16 protein-coding genes and 1 riboswitch are annotated in these 17,818 nt (G+C 41.9%); of the genes, 15 read left to right on the top strand and 1 reads right to left on the bottom strand.

Annotated features, from left to right (window positions below; genetic code table 11):
- Positions 1 to 494 precede the first annotated feature (494 nt).
- The 5 genes from D5F11_RS08250 (at position 495) to D5F11_RS08235 (ending at position 5,528) form a co-directional block, all read left to right on the top strand.
- Positions 495 to 1,553 carry a YeeE/YedE family protein gene (locus D5F11_RS08250; protein WP_120118918.1) on the top strand — a complete coding sequence of 353 codons (1,059 nt, stop codon included), beginning with the start codon at positions 495 to 497 and terminating at the stop codon, positions 1,551 to 1,553.
- Between the two features lie 11 nt (positions 1,554 to 1,564).
- A complete protein-coding gene (locus D5F11_RS08245; RefSeq protein ID WP_120118887.1) occupies positions 1,565 to 1,789 on the top strand; it encodes a sulfurtransferase TusA family protein in 225 nt (74 codons plus the stop codon).
- A gap of 181 nt (positions 1,790 to 1,970) precedes the next feature.
- Positions 1,971 to 2,123, top strand: a complete 153-nt coding sequence (locus D5F11_RS26180; protein ID WP_185830577.1) for a hypothetical protein — start codon at positions 1,971 to 1,973, stop codon at positions 2,121 to 2,123.
- A gap of 362 nt (positions 2,124 to 2,485) precedes the next feature.
- On the top strand, positions 2,486 to 4,432 hold the full coding sequence (gene ltaS / locus D5F11_RS08240) for a lipoteichoic acid synthase (RefSeq protein ID WP_120118889.1): 1,947 nt from the start codon (positions 2,486 to 2,488) through the stop codon (positions 4,430 to 4,432).
- A 682-nt stretch (positions 4,433 to 5,114) separates the two neighbouring features.
- On the top strand, positions 5,115 to 5,528 hold the full coding sequence (locus D5F11_RS08235) for a VOC family protein (RefSeq protein WP_120118890.1): 414 nt from the start codon (positions 5,115 to 5,117) through the stop codon (positions 5,526 to 5,528).
- A 52-nt stretch (positions 5,529 to 5,580) separates the two neighbouring features.
- On the opposite strand, the gene D5F11_RS08230 is transcribed toward D5F11_RS08235, so the two are convergent.
- Positions 5,581 to 7,650 carry a molybdopterin oxidoreductase family protein gene (locus D5F11_RS08230; RefSeq protein WP_120118891.1) on the bottom strand — a complete coding sequence of 690 codons (2,070 nt, stop codon included), beginning with the start codon at positions 7,648 to 7,650 and terminating at the stop codon, positions 5,581 to 5,583.
- Positions 7,651 to 8,001: 351 nt separating this feature from the next.
- Here D5F11_RS08230 and efeO point away from each other — a divergent pair, with 351 nt between their 5' ends.
- The 10 genes from efeO (at position 8,002) to D5F11_RS08180 (ending at position 17,814) form a co-directional block, all read left to right on the top strand.
- On the top strand, positions 8,002 to 8,856 hold the full coding sequence (efeO, locus tag D5F11_RS08225; protein WP_120118892.1) for an iron uptake system protein EfeO: 855 nt from the start codon (positions 8,002 to 8,004) through the stop codon (positions 8,854 to 8,856).
- A gap of 5 nt (positions 8,857 to 8,861) precedes the next feature.
- Entirely contained in the window at positions 8,862 to 10,130 is a 1,269-nt protein-coding gene (gene efeB / locus D5F11_RS08220) for an iron uptake transporter deferrochelatase/peroxidase subunit (RefSeq protein ID WP_120118893.1), read from the top strand.
- A 14-nt stretch (positions 10,131 to 10,144) separates the two neighbouring features.
- The gene (locus D5F11_RS08215) at positions 10,145 to 11,881 is read left to right on the top strand and encodes an FTR1 family iron permease (protein ID WP_120118894.1); all 1,737 of its coding nucleotides are present in this window, start codon (positions 10,145 to 10,147) and stop codon (positions 11,879 to 11,881) included.
- 135 nt (positions 11,882 to 12,016) lie between these two features.
- Positions 12,017 to 12,397: a DUF4870 domain-containing protein gene (locus D5F11_RS08210; protein ID WP_120118895.1), complete on the top strand. Its 381-nt coding sequence runs from the start codon at positions 12,017 to 12,019 to the stop codon at positions 12,395 to 12,397.
- A 108-nt stretch (positions 12,398 to 12,505) separates the two neighbouring features.
- Positions 12,506 to 12,623: riboswitch (SAM riboswitch) on the top strand.
- 208 nt (positions 12,624 to 12,831) lie between these two features.
- Entirely contained in the window at positions 12,832 to 13,134 is a 303-nt protein-coding gene (locus D5F11_RS27330; RefSeq protein ID WP_245998145.1) for a YezD family protein, read from the top strand.
- Positions 13,135 to 13,526: 392 nt separating this feature from the next.
- Positions 13,527 to 14,360, top strand: a complete 834-nt coding sequence (locus D5F11_RS08200) for a MetQ/NlpA family ABC transporter substrate-binding protein (RefSeq protein WP_120118896.1) — start codon at positions 13,527 to 13,529, stop codon at positions 14,358 to 14,360.
- A complete protein-coding gene (locus D5F11_RS08195; protein WP_120118897.1) occupies positions 14,357 to 15,358 on the top strand; it encodes a methionine ABC transporter ATP-binding protein in 1,002 nt (333 codons plus the stop codon). Before D5F11_RS08200 ends, D5F11_RS08195 begins: the two co-directional genes overlap by 4 nt.
- Positions 15,348 to 16,001, top strand: a complete 654-nt coding sequence (locus D5F11_RS08190; RefSeq protein ID WP_120118898.1) for a methionine ABC transporter permease — start codon at positions 15,348 to 15,350, stop codon at positions 15,999 to 16,001. Before D5F11_RS08195 ends, D5F11_RS08190 begins: the two co-directional genes overlap by 11 nt.
- Before the next feature lie 26 nt (positions 16,002 to 16,027).
- Complete coding sequence (locus D5F11_RS08185; RefSeq protein ID WP_120118899.1) at positions 16,028 to 17,053, top strand: CoA transferase subunit A; 1,026 nt, start codon at positions 16,028 to 16,030, stop codon at positions 17,051 to 17,053.
- A gap of 2 nt (positions 17,054 to 17,055) precedes the next feature.
- The gene (locus D5F11_RS08180; RefSeq protein WP_120118900.1) at positions 17,056 to 17,814 is read left to right on the top strand and encodes a CoA-transferase subunit beta; all 759 of its coding nucleotides are present in this window, start codon (positions 17,056 to 17,058) and stop codon (positions 17,812 to 17,814) included.
- The last annotated feature ends 4 nt before the right edge of the window (positions 17,815 to 17,818 follow it).

Raw genomic sequence — 17,818 nt, 5'->3', positions numbered from 1 at the left:
TCCAATAATTGTAAAAGTCTTGGGACACTGTTAACTTCATTCATCAGAAGTCTCCCACTTCTGTAAGTGGTGAGATGAATGCATATTGCTATTCCATTCAATAGAGGTTCAAACCCCGGCTGAATAAAGTTAAAGCCTCCGGCGGATGCCAAAGATTTTCAAAGGAAATTTATCGAGCGGAGCTCGATAAAATCTGGGCGCAAATACGCCAAGGCGAATTTGATTTCTGATTCTCTTTATGCCCGAACTGACTGCAACAATAAGTATAACAGCCCATTTTCGATTGTACCCGATAGTTTGGACGCAACCGGATTCCACGGTTAAACGTAAGCACCGCCAAGTTTGAATAACACCAAATTGTCTAATACATTTTACCATTTATATTTACAAGAAAATTACTCTCTTGACGATGGTATATGAAACATTTACAATTATATTATAAAACCAATGTGATTACTGTGTTTTAAAAAGGAGAGGATAAAGGGATGTTTCAAATGATTGTCACGGGTCTTTTGTGCGGAGCGCTGCTCGGTTTTGTCATGCAGAGGGGTCGTTTTTGTTTAACAGGCGGATTCCGTGATATGTATATCGCTAAAGATTACCGCATGTTTTATGCGTTATTGATCGCCATTGCTGTTCAAAGCATCGGTGTTTATACATTAATCCAATTCGGAGCTATTGAATTTGTGGCAGGGGAATTTTCCTGGGTGGCCACCATCATTGGATCTTTTATTTTTGGAATTGGAATTGTGTTTGCCGGAGGTTGTGCGACAGGAACATGGTACCGTGCAGGAGAGGGGCTACTCGGTAGTTGGATTGCTTTGTTCGGGTATATGTTTATGAGCGCTGTGATGAAGTCAGGAGTCTTGGTTCCGGTTGATCAATCGATGAAGTCTGTAAAAATATCCACCAATTCCATTGCAGAATCGACTGGAATTTCTGTTTGGGTCTATATCGTTGTATTTATTGCGATTGTCCTTTGGCTCATTGTAAGGGAATTGAAGAAACCTAAAATTTCCATTCCGACAATGAAGTCTAAACGAACAGGGTTGAGCCATTTGCTTTTTGAAAAACGTTGGCATCCATTTTTTACAGCTCTTCTTGTCGGAGGAATTGCCATTTTGGCATGGCCGCTTAGTGAAGCGACTGGAAGAATGGCTGGTTTGGGAATTACAACTCCCTCCGCTAATATTCTTCAATTTCTTGTGAGTGGTAATCAGGAATATATTAACTGGGGCGTGTTTCTTGTTCTAGGGATATTTTTGGGCTCTTTTACTGCAGCCAAAGGAAGCAGGGAATTCCGTTTCAGAATGCCTGATGTAAAAACAGGAATATCCAGTTTCATCGGCGGTAACTTGATGGGATTCGGTGCAAGCCTTGCTGGCGGATGCTCCATCGGAAATGGTTTGGTCATGACTGCTATGATGACATGGCAAGGCTGGGTTTCTTTATTATTTATCATTTTAGGAACGTGGACGGCATCGTATTTTGTCTTTGTCCGCCCAAAAAACAAAAAGAATACAGTTGTATCCGATACAACTGTAACCGCATAGGAGGGTTTCAAATGACAACAACTTTGGATGTAATGGGCCAGGTTTGCCCATTTCCGTTAGTGGAAGCAAAAGAGGCAATCGAGAAAATTTCAGCAGGAGATGAGTTGGTCATCAATTTTGACTGTACACAAGCGACAGAAAGCATTCCGCGCTGGGCGGCTGAATCTGGGTATGAAGTCACCAATTTTGAACTGCTTAGTGAGGCTGCGTGGACAATTACTATAAAAAAGAAATGATATACACATTGAACCGGGGGCATGGTCAAAGTACGTAAGCTTTGAACATGCCTTTTGTTATTCAGTTTTTTTCTCATGAAAAGGGAGAAACGGCTCACTCCACCTTAGAACTGTGACTAGGAACGTCACGGGTACTTTTAACTTCATTCAGCAGAAGTCTCCCACTTCTGAAAGTGGAGAGATGAATGCATGTTGGTATTCCATTCAAGGGGGGTTCAAACCCCGGCTGAATAAAGTTAAAGCCTCCGGCGGATGCCACAGATTTTCAGAGGGAATTTTTCGAGCGGAGCTCGATAAAATCTGGGCGCAAATACGCCAAGGCGCATTTGATTGAAGATGTTTTTACTCACGGTCGTTATGATCCAAAAAAGTGGAGATTTATTAACAAGAAAAGTTCGACATTCTCTCATATGGTACATACAGCGATGAGTCGGCTTTTTCTTTGCTGGCTTACAGCAGTTTTCCCGTTCTTTCCCCACAATTTCACAAATTTATTTTATATAACAGCGCTTGCACTTTATCTTTTGGGTTTACTGATTGGCCAACATGTGGTTTAATAGTTAAGTATCAATTTTCAATGATGAGTTTCATATAAAGTGAAATGAACCAGTTAAAACTCCAAGGCAGGATGTTTGATTCTCTGTTTTGGGTTATTTTTTGTAATTTGACAGCCCTAAAATATTTGAGGTGAGATCAATGAAGAAATTCTTGAGTACAAAAACGGGCTTTTTTACAGTAATGGTGCTTTTCTTCTGGATTAAAACGTATATTATCTATCAAACTGAATTTAACCTGGGAGTAAAAAATGTAATGCAGCAGTTCCTGCTGTTCTTTAACCCGCTGAACTCCGCGCTGATTTTTCTAGGCCTAGCCTTATTTGCGAAAGGTAAGCGCATTGGTGTATGGCTGATTTCCATATATTCTGCGCTAAGCTTCTTACTGTATGCCAATGTTGTTTTTTATCGCTTTAACAGCGATTTTATAACAATCCCAACTTTGACCCAAACAAGCAATTTTGGGAGCCTTGGGGGAAGCATCGCCAATCTGGTGGCTTGGCATGATATTTTTTATGCGCTGGATATCATCATCATGGTCGTCTTTTTTATTAAGGCAAAGGGAAATTGGTCTACGGATCGTATCAAGATTCGCAAGCCTTTGATCGTTTTGACTTCAGGTGTTGTTTTATTCGTTGTGAATCTAGGACTTGCTGAGATTGACCGTCCACAGTTATTGCAGCGAACTTTTGATCGAAATTATATTGTTAAATATCTTGGAGCCTATAACTTTACCATTTATGATGCTGTTCAGAGTATTAAATCTTCCAAGCAGCGGGTAATGGCATCGAGCGACGATATGACGGAAGTCGAGAACTATACGAAGGCCAAGTATGCCCAGCCAAATCCCGAATACTTCGGCAAAGCCAAAGGGAAAAATATTATTAAAATCCATTTGGAATCTTTCCAAACCTTTTTGATAGATTACAAGCTGCATGGGGAAGAGGTCACTCCTTTTCTGAATTCATTGGTGCGTGACTCTGACTTTACGTATTTTGATAACTTTTTCCACCAAACTGAGCAGGGGAAAACAGCTGATGCAGAGTTAATTATGGACAATTCATTATATGGATTGCCGCAAGGATCTGCGTTTGTGATGAAAGGGAATAATACGTACCAGGCATTACCTGCGATTTTACACCAACAGGGATATACAACTGCAGTACTGCATGGTGACTATAAATCTTTCTGGAACCGTGATGAAATATATAAAGAGTTCGGTGTAGACGAATTCTTTGATGCAAGCTATTATGATATGTCCGATGAGAATGTCATTGGCTACGGTTTAAAAGATAAGCCGTTTTTCGAAGAATCCATTCCGATGCTAAAATCGTTGAAGCAGCCGTTTTATGCGCACCTCATTTCGGTGACGCATCACCATCCTTACTTGCTTGATGAAAAGGATGCAACGATTGCACCTGCTGAAACGGGAGATGCTTCAGTGGATAGATATTTCCAAACAGCCCGTTATTTGGATGAAGCTTTGGAGCAGTTCGTAAACGATTTGAAGGCAGAAGGTTTATACGATGATTCTGTCATCCTCTTTTATGGGGACCACTACGGTATTTCCGATAACCATAACCGTGCAATGGAGGAACTGATTGGAGAAGAAATCACTCCGTTGAAACATGCTGAATTGCAGCGTGTACCATTAATGATCAGAGTGCCTGGTGTAAAAGGTCAAGGTGTGAACCATGAATACGCTGGCCAAATCGATGTCGTGCCGACATTGCTTCACTTGCAAGGTAACAAAGCCCAAGATTATATTCAAATGGGAACCGATTTATTTTCAAAAGACCATAAAGCATATGTACCATTTAGGAATGGTGACTTTATGACTGAGAAATTCAGCAAAGTCGATGGTGTATATTACGATACTAAGACGAAAGAAAAGATTGAAGAACCAACGAAAGAAATGCTGGAAATCAATGAATCTGTCATCCGTGATCTTCAACTGTCAGATAAAGTAATGTACGGTGATTTATTGAGATTCTATACACCTAACAAGGACTGGACTCCAGTAGACCCGAGCCAATATACTTACGGAAAACCTGGAACAGGAAAAGCTTCATCTGCTGAAGAGAAATAAATCAGTGTAAACTAGGCGAAAGGAAACAGTTTGTTTTCTTTCGCCTTTTTGTGTACCCCGGCAGTGTAGGGTGTGAACTCTGAATCGTGAAGCTAGGATTCTCGGAAGACACAGTTATTAAACTTCATTCAGCAGAAGTCTCCCACTTCAGTAAGTGGTGAGATGAATGCCTATTGGTATTCCATTCAGTGGGGTTCAAACCCCGGCTGAATAAAGTTAAAGCCTCCGGCGGATGCCACATTTTTAGAGGGAATTTATCGAGCGGAGCTCGATAAAATCTGGGCGCAAATACGCCAAGGCGCATTTGATTGAAAGCAGACAGCAATTCTAAGGTGCACGAAAATGAGCTTCAGATAAGGCTGGGAATGTTTGATGAGTTTACTCAACAATGCAAAGGTTTTTCAGCTGTAGGCATTGTCGAACAAAAGGAGCGGATAAGCAGGGAGAAAGACAGCGTTCTTACCTAAGAAAGTCTAATGGAAATACCAAGTGCTCTTGGTAACCTGTCCATTGATGCATAGCTGAATGATCGGAAGTCAAAGCTATCCAAATTAATATGAAGGCCTTGGCATCCAGCCGAATGTAAGGGCCATATTATATTTTCAATTTGGACAGGTTCTTTTTTGTGCAGAGAAAATGAATGGTATATAATTTGACTAACAAATGAAAAGGAGTGGTTCATGTGGCTGTTGATGTTTATCTTATGTTTAATGGAAATTGCAGGGAAGCGGTGGAATTTTATGCTGAGGCATTTCAAACCGAAACACCGCATATTATGACATTCGGAGATGCTCCATCGAATCCCGAGCACCCAGTTCCTGAAGAAGCCAAAGACAGAGTTATTCATGCAAGGTTGAATATTGAAGGAAGCAATGTGATGTTCTCGGATACTTTCCCGGGGAATGAAGTAGAAAATGGGAACAATATCACACTTGCTTTTGTCAGTAAGAATATGGATGATGTAAAGTCCGTTTTTCATAAATTAAGTGAAGGCGGTACAGTCGAAATGGAGCTTCAGGAAACGTTCTTTAGCAAATGCTATGGTAAAGTGACGGATAAGTTCGGCATTGGCTGGCAACTCAGCCACGAAGAATAAATGAGAAAAAAAGCGGAGACCCTTGAACATCATAAGTCTCCGCTTAACCTTTTTAATTGGTTGTATCAGCTTCTGGAGAAGTTTTCTTTACGAACTCCACGTTTACTTTTCCTGAGAAAAATACCGCACCGCCTCCCATATCAGCTACCCTGTCAGGAGTAAGGGCATTGACGAGATGTTTGTTCCCGAATTGATCGGACCAGAGCCCTTGGCTGACGACAACATTAGGCAGGACCTGCTCTCCGACAGAGACGGTCATTTCACATTCCCCTCGCTCATTCCATATGCGGACCAACGAGCCATCTTCAATTCCAAGTCTTTCAGCATCCAAGCTATTCATAAATAATTGGGGAGCTTTTTCAAGCTTTACATGCTTTTCATTATTTGAAAATGTGGAGTTTAAAAAGTTGTGATTTGGCCCAGGGACAAACAGGAATGGGTAATCATTGTCCTCCACAAGCGGTATGTGCGTTGGAAGAGCAGGGTATCCGGCAAGCTCCATTTGTTTTGAATATAGTTCAATTTTGCCGCTTGGTGTGTTTAAATTTTTCCAGTACTCGTCTGTATTTTTTGCTTTAACAAATCGCTCCTTCTTCAGCTGATCAAGATTGATATCAGGGAAGTAAGGATTCTTTACGTTCCTCATGGCCTGCTCGATCAGTTCTTCATCGCTATCTTTCAGCTCAGGCTCATCAAAACCCATTGCTTTCGAAAGCAATCTGAAAACATCGGTATTTGACTTGCTCTCTCCATAAGGTGGAATGACTGGCTCCTGCAAGTGGAGATATTGATGCCAATAGGAAGTATAAAAATCAGTATTTTCATAGGATGAGGTTGCAGGTAAGACAATATCTGCATATTTGGCTGTTTCTGTAAGGAAAAGATCATGCACCACTGTAAAAAGGTCATCTCTCTCCAAACCCTCGCGGACTTTCCCCGCATTTGGAGCAACAACGGCAGGATTGCTGCAATATACGAAAAGTGAACGGATCGGCTGCTCCGATTCGTGAAGAGCGTCGGCCAATTGAATCATATTAATTGTTCTGTCCTGTTTTTTTCGAAGCTCTGGCCGTTGCAAAGCCCTTGTATTAAAGGCCAAGTATCCGCTGTTCGATTTAATAGCCCCGCCGCCTTTTAATTGCCATTGGCCTGTGAGGGCAGGGAGGCAGGAGATGGTGCGGACAATCATTCCACCATTGTCATGATGCTGCAAGCCGTTGCCTATACGAATCATGGAAGGTGAAATTCTGCCATACATGCGTGCGAGTTTATAAATATCATCAACGGGTACTCCGGTAATCTCCGACACTATTTGGGGATCATAAGACTTTACATGATTTTCAAGTTCTTCATAACCGACTGTATATTCCTTTAAAAACTCACGGTCCACCATTTTTTCTTCAAATAAAATATGCATGATTCCGAGTGCAAGAGCACTGTCTGTTCCTGGAAGGATAGGAATGAACCAATCCGCCATACGTCCGGTCTGATTTTTATGAACGTCGATGACAACGAGCTTTGCGCCATTTTTCCGTGCCTTTTGTGTAATCATCACCTGGTGCATGTTTGTGCTGGCAGCATTGATTCCCCAAAATATGAACAGCTTGGTTTCAGGCATATCCTCAGGATCGGTTCCAAATCCCCCACCCATTGTATAGCTATAACCAACGCTCCCGGCTGAAGAACAGATGGTCTGTTCAAGCTGGCTGGCGCCAAGGCGGTTGAAGAAACGCCGATCCATTCCTTCAGAGTGGATCTTACCCATGTTTCCGTAAAAGCTGTATGGCAGGATGGACTCTGCCCCTTTTTCAGAAATCAACTGTTTCCAGTGATCCACAATCGTTTGGATTGCTTCATCCCAAGTAATTGGTTTGAATTTGGCTGCACCTTTAGGACCTACTCGTTTTAAAGGCGTTTTCAAACGGTTTGAATCATACAGACGTTCCGCCATATTACGCACCTTATTGCAAATGCTACCCTTTGTCACAGGGTGATTGGGATCTCCAGCGACTTTTACAATTTTTCCGTCTTTTTTATGGATAAGCAGTCCGCATTGATCAGGGCAGTCCAAAGAACATACGGAAGGAACCACACCGTCTTTTATATTGATCCATGAATTCATTTTCCCCAGAGCCCTCCTTTAATAAAAGTAATTCATAGAATTATAACATGATTAAGCGTTTTCCGTCCTTGTTCACAATAAATGGTTGAGATATTTTTCCCCTAATCATGAAAGCTATTCAAAAATTTAACCAATAGAAAAAATTGTAATTGACAACATAAATGAGAGTGATTATCATTATAAAAGTAAAAAAACATATATGTGTGTGCTCAAAAAGTTGTCAAATCAGAAGCAAGAAGGGCTGGACTGCTTATTTTTAACAGGGCAGAAACGAGCCAAAAAAGAGGCTTGCCGCCATTTGATGATTTTTCGAACATCATCTATAAATCTATTAGTGTGAGGCGTTCCTAAATGAAAAAAATATTGAAGTCTGCTCTTTTTATGTTTTGTTCTGCAAGCTTGATGGCAGGATGTGGGACGGCAAAAGAAAAGGAAGATGCTAATGCAGGGGAAGAGGCAGTGGCAGAAAACTCTCTTAGTAAGGAAACGGAAAGCTATAAGCAATTTGCACTGGACCAGCTTGATCAGTTCGTCATTGAAACGGAAAAGTTTGTTGATGCGGTGAAAGCTGGAGATGTTGAAAAGGCTAAGGAATTGTACGCGCCTGCCAGGATGTACTTTGAACGCTCTGAACCGATTGCTGAAAGCTTCGGAGACCTAGATCCACGAATCGATGCCCGTCTTGCAGACATTGAGGAAGAAGGGCAAGGCAAAGAAGAGTGGTCTGGCTATCACAAAATCGAATATGGTCTTTGGGTGGAAGGAACAACAAAAGGATACGAGGAAACAGCTGATCAATTGTTGAATGACGTCAAAGAACTTCGTGCAAAAGTGGAAACGGTTGAAGTCACCCCCGATTTGATGATCACTGGAGCGGTCGATCTTTTAAATGAAGTTTCTACATCAAAAATTAGTGGTGAAGAAGAAATTTATTCCCATACAGATTTGTATGATTTTAAAGCGAATGTGGAAGGCGCGGAAAAGATTTTTGATATTTTCAAAGCGAAGCTGCAAGAAAAAGATACAGATCTTGCAAAATCATTGCAAGGTAATTTCTCGACATTGAATAGCTTGCTTGATCAATATAAAGACAAAAATGGTTTTGTGTCTTTTGAAAAATTGTCTGCAGAGGATACAAAAGAACTGTCAGAAGCAGTCGATCATCTTGGGGAACCTTTAAGCCAAATGGCAATTGTTGTGGAGTGAGAAAAATGAGCAAGCAGGAAGAGAAATCCTTTTTTCAGAAAGAAATCTCTCGCCGCGATATGCTGAAAATCGCGGGAATCGGCGGAGCAGGTGTCATGATCAGTGCATCTGGTCTTCCGCAGGTTTTGACGGCCTTGGGCGAGAGTTCATTCGTTGATGATGATGCGAGAGCCGCAAAAAAGGTCAATTTCTATGGAAAACACCAATCTGGCATTTTGACTAAAGACCCTAAACATGTATATTTTGTAGCTCTTCATTGTACGGCGAAATCGAAAGCTGAATTGAAAGAGCTATTCAAGGTTTGGACGGATCAAAGTGTAGAGTTGATGAATGGACGGCTTGTTGAGCCGTATAGTTCAAACACACTCATGCCGCCGTCTGATACTGGTGAGGCAACCGGCCTTGATGCTTCTCATCTTACATTGACCTTTGGGGTGGGGCCAAGTCTTTTTGAGAAAAAAGAGCTTAGACTGCAGCACATGAAACCAGATACGCTCAAAGATTTGCCGCATTTTCCGAAGGATCAGTTGGATCCCGCATATGTCGGAGGAGATATATGCATTCAAGCCTGCGCGGATGATCCGCAGGTCGCTTTCCATGCTGTCAGAAACCTTGTTCGTACGGCGCGCGGCAAAGTGACGATGCACTGGTCGCAAACTGGTTTCAACTCATATGAAATGAGAGGCAAGAAGAGCCAGACGCCTCGAAATCTATTTGCCTTTAAGGACGGCACGGGCAACCCGAATGTGGATGATGTTAAAGAGATGAATCAGTATGTCTGGGTACAGCCAGGTGAATCAAAATGGCTATCCGGCGGCACTTATATGGCAGTAAGAAGGATTCAAATGCATTTGGAAACATGGGACCGCACTGCTTTGAGTGCCCAGGAGGAAACTTTTGGCCGTCACCGCGACAGTGGAGCTCCGTTAGGAAAAACGGATGAAATGGAAGATTTGGAGCTGGAAAGGGTGGAAAACGGAAAACCCGTGATACCTGCTAATTCCCATGTTTATTTGGCAAGGCAGGTAAAGGATCGCATATTAAGGCGTTCTTTTTCCTATTCTGATGGGATTGACCGTAAAACAGGTACTTTTGATGCTGGATTACTGTTTATTTCTTTTCAAAAGGACCCGCGACAGTTCATTAATATACAAAACAGCTTCGGCAGGATTGATAAATTAAACGAATACATCACGCACCGAGGAAGTGCGCTGTTTGCTTGTTTCCCCGGCGTAAAAAAAGGAAGCTATCTTGGAGCGGAATTGTTCGGATAGTGGGAGGTTAATGTATGAAAAAGGTAATTGTGTTTTTTAGTTTTATCATCTTAATTCTTTCTCCTATCCAGCTTGTTTCTGCCAAGGAAAGCTACAGTCAGTTATTTATTTTAATCGGGGATACCATGATGAAAACAAAGGCTGACGAATGGGATCATACAAAGGAGCTTACTAGCCAGATGAATGCAGAATGGGAGCAAGCGGCCCCTTCAGCCAGCAAAACAGTAAAAGAAGTGGATAAAGCGATAAAAAATATGAATGTTGCTGTAGAGAAAGAGGATAAGGAAGCGACGCTGACAGCTTTATCTGATTTGTCACATGCTCTTGTTGCATTGGAAAAAGAACAAAATCCTGTCGATGTGGAAGCACAGCGGGAAGAAATCAAAACTATATTTTCCCCAATAATGACTGACTTGAAAAATGCAGTCAAAAACGAAGATGCTGTAAAGGCTGATGCCGAATATAAAAAGCTTTTATCAAAGTGGAATAAAAAGGAGAGCATCATCCGTGAGCAGAGCATTGCTTATTATGGAAAAATTGAAACGCAGATGGGACTATTGCGAATTGCGTTAACACAGGAAGAGAAGGATTTTGGACAAATGCGGGAGATGGTAAGCACGATCTCAGATGCATTTACTGAATTTGCCGCAGGTAAGGAAATGAAGGCAAAGGACGAAGGGTATTCTTTGCAGACATTGATTGATTTGCTTGAAAAAGCTGATAAGGCGATAGAAAAGAAACAAGTTGGACAGGCCGTGTCATCCTTACAGGAATTTTTGAGCGTTTGGCCGTCTGTTGAAGGAGAAGTCCGCACAAGGAACGGTGGGCTTTACACTAAGCTGGAAAGTGATATTCCAGTTATTGCAGGTAAACTTTCTTCCTCAAAAGTCGATTTGAAAGAACAACAAAGTAAAATCGACTCCTACAAGCAGGCGATTCTTCAGCTTCAGGAAAAGAGCCATTACACAATCTGGGACGCAGCATTAATTCTGCTTCGAGAAGGATTGGAAGCCCTTTTGATTGTCACTGCTTTGATTTCCTTTTTAAGAAAAGCCAATGCACGCCAATACCAAAAGTGGATTTGGATAGGTGCCCTGCTTGGGATTGCTTTGAGTGCGTGTGCTGCCCTTTTGATCAATGTCATGTTTACAGCCGCAGCGCAAGGTGCAAATAGGGAAGTCATCGAAGGAATTACTGGAATCATCGCAGTCATCATGATGATCGGTGTCGGCATTTGGCTTCATCAAAAGTCCAACATCCAGGCCTGGAATCACTTCATTGAAAAGCAAATGGGTACAGCACTTTCAACTGGCAGCATTATCTCAATGTCCTTTATCAGCTTCCTGGCCATTTTTCGTGAAGGGGCGGAAACAATCATTTTCTATATGGGGATGGCTCCTTCTATAGGAACAGGGGAATTAGCTGCTGGTATTGGCATAGCAGCTGCTATACTTACAGTTTTCGCGTTTTTATTGATTAAATACAGCGCTAAAATTGCACTTGGTCCATTTTTTAAGGCAGCAACCATTTTGATTTACTTTTTGGCCTTTAAAATACTGGGAGTGAGCATACATGCTCTTCAACTAACTGATCATATAAGTGCAACACAGGTCAATTCGTTGCCGGCGATAAATTTGATCGGATTTTATCCTTCTTTGGAAGTGATCATCCCACAGGTTGTCCTTTTGTTCATTATCATCATCGCTTCCATGAAAATTCATAAGACAGGCAAGCAGGTTCAAGCTTCCTAAGTCGTTAAAGGTACACCAACTGTGGTGTGCCTTTTGACTGCTTCTTTAAAATAATAAAAATAAGAAAATTAAGTTTATTCCTTCCTTATGTAATGTTTGATTTGTTACACTAAAAGCTATGAAAGGAGGGAAGAAATGGACGATAAACATGATATTGAATCAAGTGGAAATGAAGTAAAGTCATCTACTGGTCTGGATGAAAATATTGCTGGGTTGTTATGCTATCTTGGAACGTTTGTCACTGGCATCATCTTTTTTGTAATAGAAAAGAAAAGTACTTTTGTAAAATTCCATGCCACGCAGTCAGTTGTTCTCTTTCTGTCGCTGTCGATTATTGGGATGGGGGTCGGCTATGTTCCGTTTGTCGGCTGGTTATTGAAGGCACTGATTTCTTTGACGACCTTCGTGTTATGGATTGTGCTGTTGATTAAAGCCTACCAAAAAGAACGTATCAAGGTTCCAATTGTAGGGGATATTGCTGAAAGTCTAATGGGAAATTTTGATGATAAATCCTGATGACATCATAGTTCATCTTCTAATTTGAAGAATCGCGAAAATATGGTTGACAATTCATTCCATACCGAATAAAATAGGTTTTACATTCAAAAATTCATATTTTTATAGCTCTTATGCAGAGAGGTGGAGGGACTGGCCCTGTGAAGCCTCGGCAACCATTGGATATATTTTTTATTCAAACGGTGCCAATTCCAGCAGATTTTTTTACAAATCTGATAGATAAGAGGCAAAGCTTGATTTCTACTATTAAAAAGCGGAGACCTCTTATTATTAAGGGGTCTTTTTCTTGTGATATAGGAAATTATAAAATCTATGCTTGTGTATAACTTGTTTATCAGATTGTACTGCGTCCAACTCCAGCGCCTATCGACTAGCAGACTTCGCGCTTCCTCCTACGATAAGTCAACATCGGCTCCGACGTACAGGAAGTACTAGTGCAAGCGAGGCGACAGGACGTGGCGACATTCGGCGGCCAGCGCTTGTCGCCCTTAAACGCCGTCTTCACATTTCAGCTCAGTCTGTACGTCGTTGAACAGGCGCTTGCGCTTTTGTTCTATATCGGAAAACATTTAAAGGAGATGAGGGGAATGAGCCTCAAGGAAAAAGTGGACAATGAGAAGCTAAAAGTGATTGAGGAATTACTTAACAATTTACGTTTTGGTGAATTGCAGATTACAGTTCATGAAGGGAAAATCGTCCAGATCAACCGAATTGAAAAGAAGCGGTTTCCGGCATGATGCATATCGAACAATAAATCAGTAGGCTGACTGGACAACCGGAGGCTTTTTGATTTCACTGGATTGTTTACATGCGTATTTGTGAACAAGGTAAAAAAATTAAAGGAGAGTGGGAACAGATAAAAGTAGAATTTGCCATATTTGCGGGCAGCAAATTTGGTTGCATGGCTCAAATCGCTTTATTTCTGAGTATTCATATATGAAAAATTAACAATGATTGTTCCTGCTGTTATCTTGATGCATTTCGGGCAATCCGGAAAGCAGAGAGCTAGCAAATCAATAGATATGACATCACTCGGGGAATGAAGAAAAATCATATCACGGTTTTAAAGAAAAAGAGTCTATCATCTGAGGTATTGAAAAGACACATAGTGAACCAGAGGAGAATGAAAATGAAAAAAACTTTGCTTTATATCACTTTACTTTTTAGCTTATTCGTTTTAGGAGCTTGCGGCAGCGATTCAGCTACTAGCGAGGAAAAGAAAGAAATCGTAATCGGTGCTACTGCAGGACCATATAGTGACCAATTAAAAGACGGAATCATCCCAATACTTGAAAAGGATGGGTATGAAGTGAGAATTGTTGAATTCAATGATTATATCCAGCCAAATATATCCCTGAATGAAGGGGAAATCGACGCCAACCTGTACCAAAACAGCATCTACCTAAAGCAATTCAATAAAGACCATAATATGGATTTGGTAGCGTCATATGCAGTTCCAACCGCTCCAATCGCACTTTATTCCGAAAAACATAAGTCTTTGGATGATATAAAAGAGGGATCAACTATCACAATGCCGAATGACCCGACCAATCTCGCAAGATCTCTGAACATGCTTGTGTCCTTTGGGTTGATTGAAGTAGACGAAGATGCGGATCCTACTATTGTTTCAGAAAAGGATATTGTGAAAAACAAGCTCAATTTAAAAATAAAGCCGATTGACCCTGCACAAACACCTCGTTCCTTGGGAGATACAGATTTTGCTTTCATTAACGGGAACTATGCACTGGCTTCCGGATTGAAATTGGATGAAGCGGTAGAAATTGAGAAGACGCCAGAAGGTTATTTGATCTATGTGACTGTAAGAAAAGAGGATGAGGATAAACCTTTTGCGAAAGCTCTGGAAAAAGCTTATAAGTCTGATGAATTTTTAGAGTACACAAATAAAAATGCAAAAGGATATGTGAAACCTCCGTATCAAGTAGAAAAGGAGGGCAATAAATGATCGATATTCAACAGGTCACCAAGCGCTACAAAAATGTAGCAGCTGTGGATGAAGTAAGTTTGACCATCCGGCAGGGAGAAGTCTTTGGCATCATTGGCTACAGTGGCGCTGGTAAAAGTACTCTGCTAAGGTGCTTAAACTTATTAGAAAGGCCGACGGAGGGCAAGGTCTTGATTGATGGAAAAGATCTGACGGCACTTTCAGACAATGAAGTCAGGAAAGAGCGCCAGAAGATCGGTATGATTTTCCAACACTTTCATTTGATCAGCTCCAAAACGGTTTTTGATAACGTGGCCTTCTCTTTGAAAGCCGCAGGGAAAACGAAAGAAGAAATTAAAAAGAAGGTTCCTAAGTTGTTAGAAATGGTTGGGCTGTCAGACCGGAGTGGGCATTACCCAGCTCAGCTCTCTGGGGGACAGAAACAACGGGTCGGTATCGCAAGAGCCTTGGCCAATGACCCGAAGGTTCTCCTTTGTGATGAAGCGACTTCGGCTCTGGATCCAACGACAACAAAATCGATTTTACAGTTGTTGAAGAAAATCAATGAGACATTAGGCATTACAATCGTCCTGATTACTCATGAAATGGAAGTCGTGCAGGATATTTGCCATCGGGTGGCTGTCATGGAAGATGGGAAAGTGGTTGAACTTGGCGACATATATGATATTTTTGCTAACCCAAAGACCGATCTATCCAAACAATTCGTCCAAACGGTTCACTCTTTGGAGCTGCCTGAAAGACTTCTTGAGGGAAGAAAAGGCCCGATTGTACAAGTCGTTTTCCAGGGAGATTCGGCTGAAGAGGCAGTAATTTCCGAAACACTGAAACAATTCAATGTGAATGCCAATATTCTTCACGGACAGATTTCCTATATTCAGGATCGTGCGTTAGGAACACTCATTATTGAATTGATTGGCTCACGTCGAGATGTCCAAAAGGCGATTGATTATATCACGAAGCAAACAAGTCGATTGGAGGTGCTCGCTGATGTTGCCTGAGATGGTCAATGAGTTTGGAAAAGCTTTTGTGGAAACTTCTTGGATGATGGGCATTGCGGTCGCCTTTGCCATTATCATCGGCGTTCCTTTAGGTATAGCCCTCTTTGTAACCAGTGAAGGGATGTTTTGGCAAAACCGCTTCATGCAAAATGTGGCAGGAACCATTATCAATATTATCCGTTCCATTCCTTTCATTATTTTGCTTGTTGTTCTGATCCCATTCACGAAATTAATTTTGGGAACAACAATGGGACCGGCAGCAGCGAGTGTATCACTAACTGTAGCAGCTATTCCTTTTTACGCTAGGCTCGTTGAGACGTCTTTGCGGGAGATTGACAAGGGCGTAATTGAAGCGGCTGAATCATGCGGTGCTTCCCCTTGGCTGATCATTAAAGAGGTTCTGTTGCCAGAAGCAAGGTCCGGGATGATTGCAGGATTGACGGTAACGGTCATTAGTCTTTTAAGCTACTCAGCGATGGCTGGGATTGTTGGAGGCGGAGGAATTGGAGACTTGGCGATCCGCTTCGGATACTATCGATTCCAAAATGACGTTATGATTGCAACAGTTATTATCCTGGTTGTGCTTGTACAGTTAATTCAATTTATCGGTGATCGCGCGGCAAGAGCTGTGGATAAAAGATAGGACTTACTTATTGAGGAGGAAAGTAAATGGCTCAAACGATTGTAAAAGAAGGAGTCTCATCCAAGCTTTACGGATGGGAGCACCCTGATAAAATCAGAGAATATCGGAAGAATAACAAAACTTTTGCAAAAAAAGATAAGAGAACTACATTACAAGAGGCGGTTTCTCGCGGTGTAAAAGAAGGAGATTATATAGTTTTTGGCGGAATGGGATCTGTGCGTAACCCAATTGCAGCAGTTCATGAAATCATCCGTCAAAAAATTGGAAATCTAACTATTGGAACAAAAGGTTCACAACATGATTGGCAGTTGCTTGCTGCCGCAGGCAATATCACGAAAGCGGAAGTCTCGTATGGGTTTGCCGATGAAGTTCGGGGACTATCTCTTCCGACTAGAAGAGCGGTTGAATCTGGACGTCTAAAAGTACTGTCGGAAACAACCAATGCAGGATTCCAATGGCGTTTTACAGCGGCCATGAAGGGGCTATCTTTTTACCCGACCAGGTCTTCGCTAGGAACGGATACGCTGCATTACAGCGGATCAAAAACAATTATTGATCCTTTTACAAACGAACCGGTCGAACTGCTTCCTGCCTGCTATCCGGACGTGGCCATCATTCATGTCCATCGCGTAGATAAATACGGGAACTGCCAAATTGACGGAAACATCGCAGAAGATATAGAACTGGCCCATGCAGCTAAGTTTGTATTGATAACTGCTGAAGAAATTGTTCATGATGAAGTATTTTCAAATCGTCCTGATTTGACAAAAATTCCTTATTTTGTGGTTGATGCAGTTGTGGAGGTGCCGTATGGTTCTCATCCAAACCAAGTGCCAAGCCTTTATTCCTTTGATGAGGATCATTGGCAAATCTGGCTCGACGCTTCTATAAGCGAAGAGGGGGTAGAGGAATATTTGGAGGAGTATGTGCACGAGAGTAAGGATCAATATGAATACTTAGAAAAAATCGGCGGGGTTCGCGTATTAAGACAATTGGAAAGAATTGAAAAAAAATTGGCCCCATATCCGAAAGTAGCAAAAAGGAGAGGATAAGCATGGCAAACGATACAGAGAAAATGATTATCGCAGCATCCCGACTTTTGCCTAAGGATGCAGCAGTTTATGTTGGTACGGGAATGCCGCTCTTGGCTTCTGTTCTCGCATTGAACACACATGCACCGGGTTTATTGCTCGTTTATGAGGGCGGTGGTGTTGGAGGTAGGCCGACAGGCAGGCTTCCGATTCAGGTAAGTGAATCATTAACGTATGAGAATGGTGTGACGGTCGGCTCAATGGATTATGTTATGAGCCTGGCACAGGCAGGATGGATTCAATACGGGTTTCTAGGAGGAGCCCAGATTGATCAATACGGGAACTTAAATACGACTGTTATTGGCGACTGGGAGAAACCGAAGGTAAGGCTCCCGGGTTCAGGCGGAGGAGCGGACATCGCTTCCTTATGCGAACGGACAATTATCATCATGGGGCAGGACAAGAGGAAATTTGTTGAGAAGCTCGACTTTTTAACAAGCCCTGGTTATTTGGATGGGCCTAATGGCCGGGCGGAAGCGGGACTACCTGCAAATACAGGGCCATATCGTGTCATTACCCAAATCGGAGTGTATGGCTTTGACGATGAAACACGGAAATTGACATTATTACACCTGTTTAAAGGCTACACATTGGAAGATGTTCAAGCGAATAGCAGCTTCCCTATTGGGATTGCCGAAGATTGGTCATATATTGAGGAACCCACGGAGGAAGAATTGAAAACCTTGCATTCACTTGATCCAGATGGTGTTGTTATCGCATAAAGAA

The sequence above is a fragment of the Siminovitchia terrae genome, from assembly GCF_003605405.2.
Classification (GTDB): domain Bacteria; phylum Bacillota; class Bacilli; order Bacillales; family Bacillaceae_C; genus Siminovitchia; species Siminovitchia terrae.
This window is presented reverse-complemented; position numbering and strand designations above follow the sequence as displayed.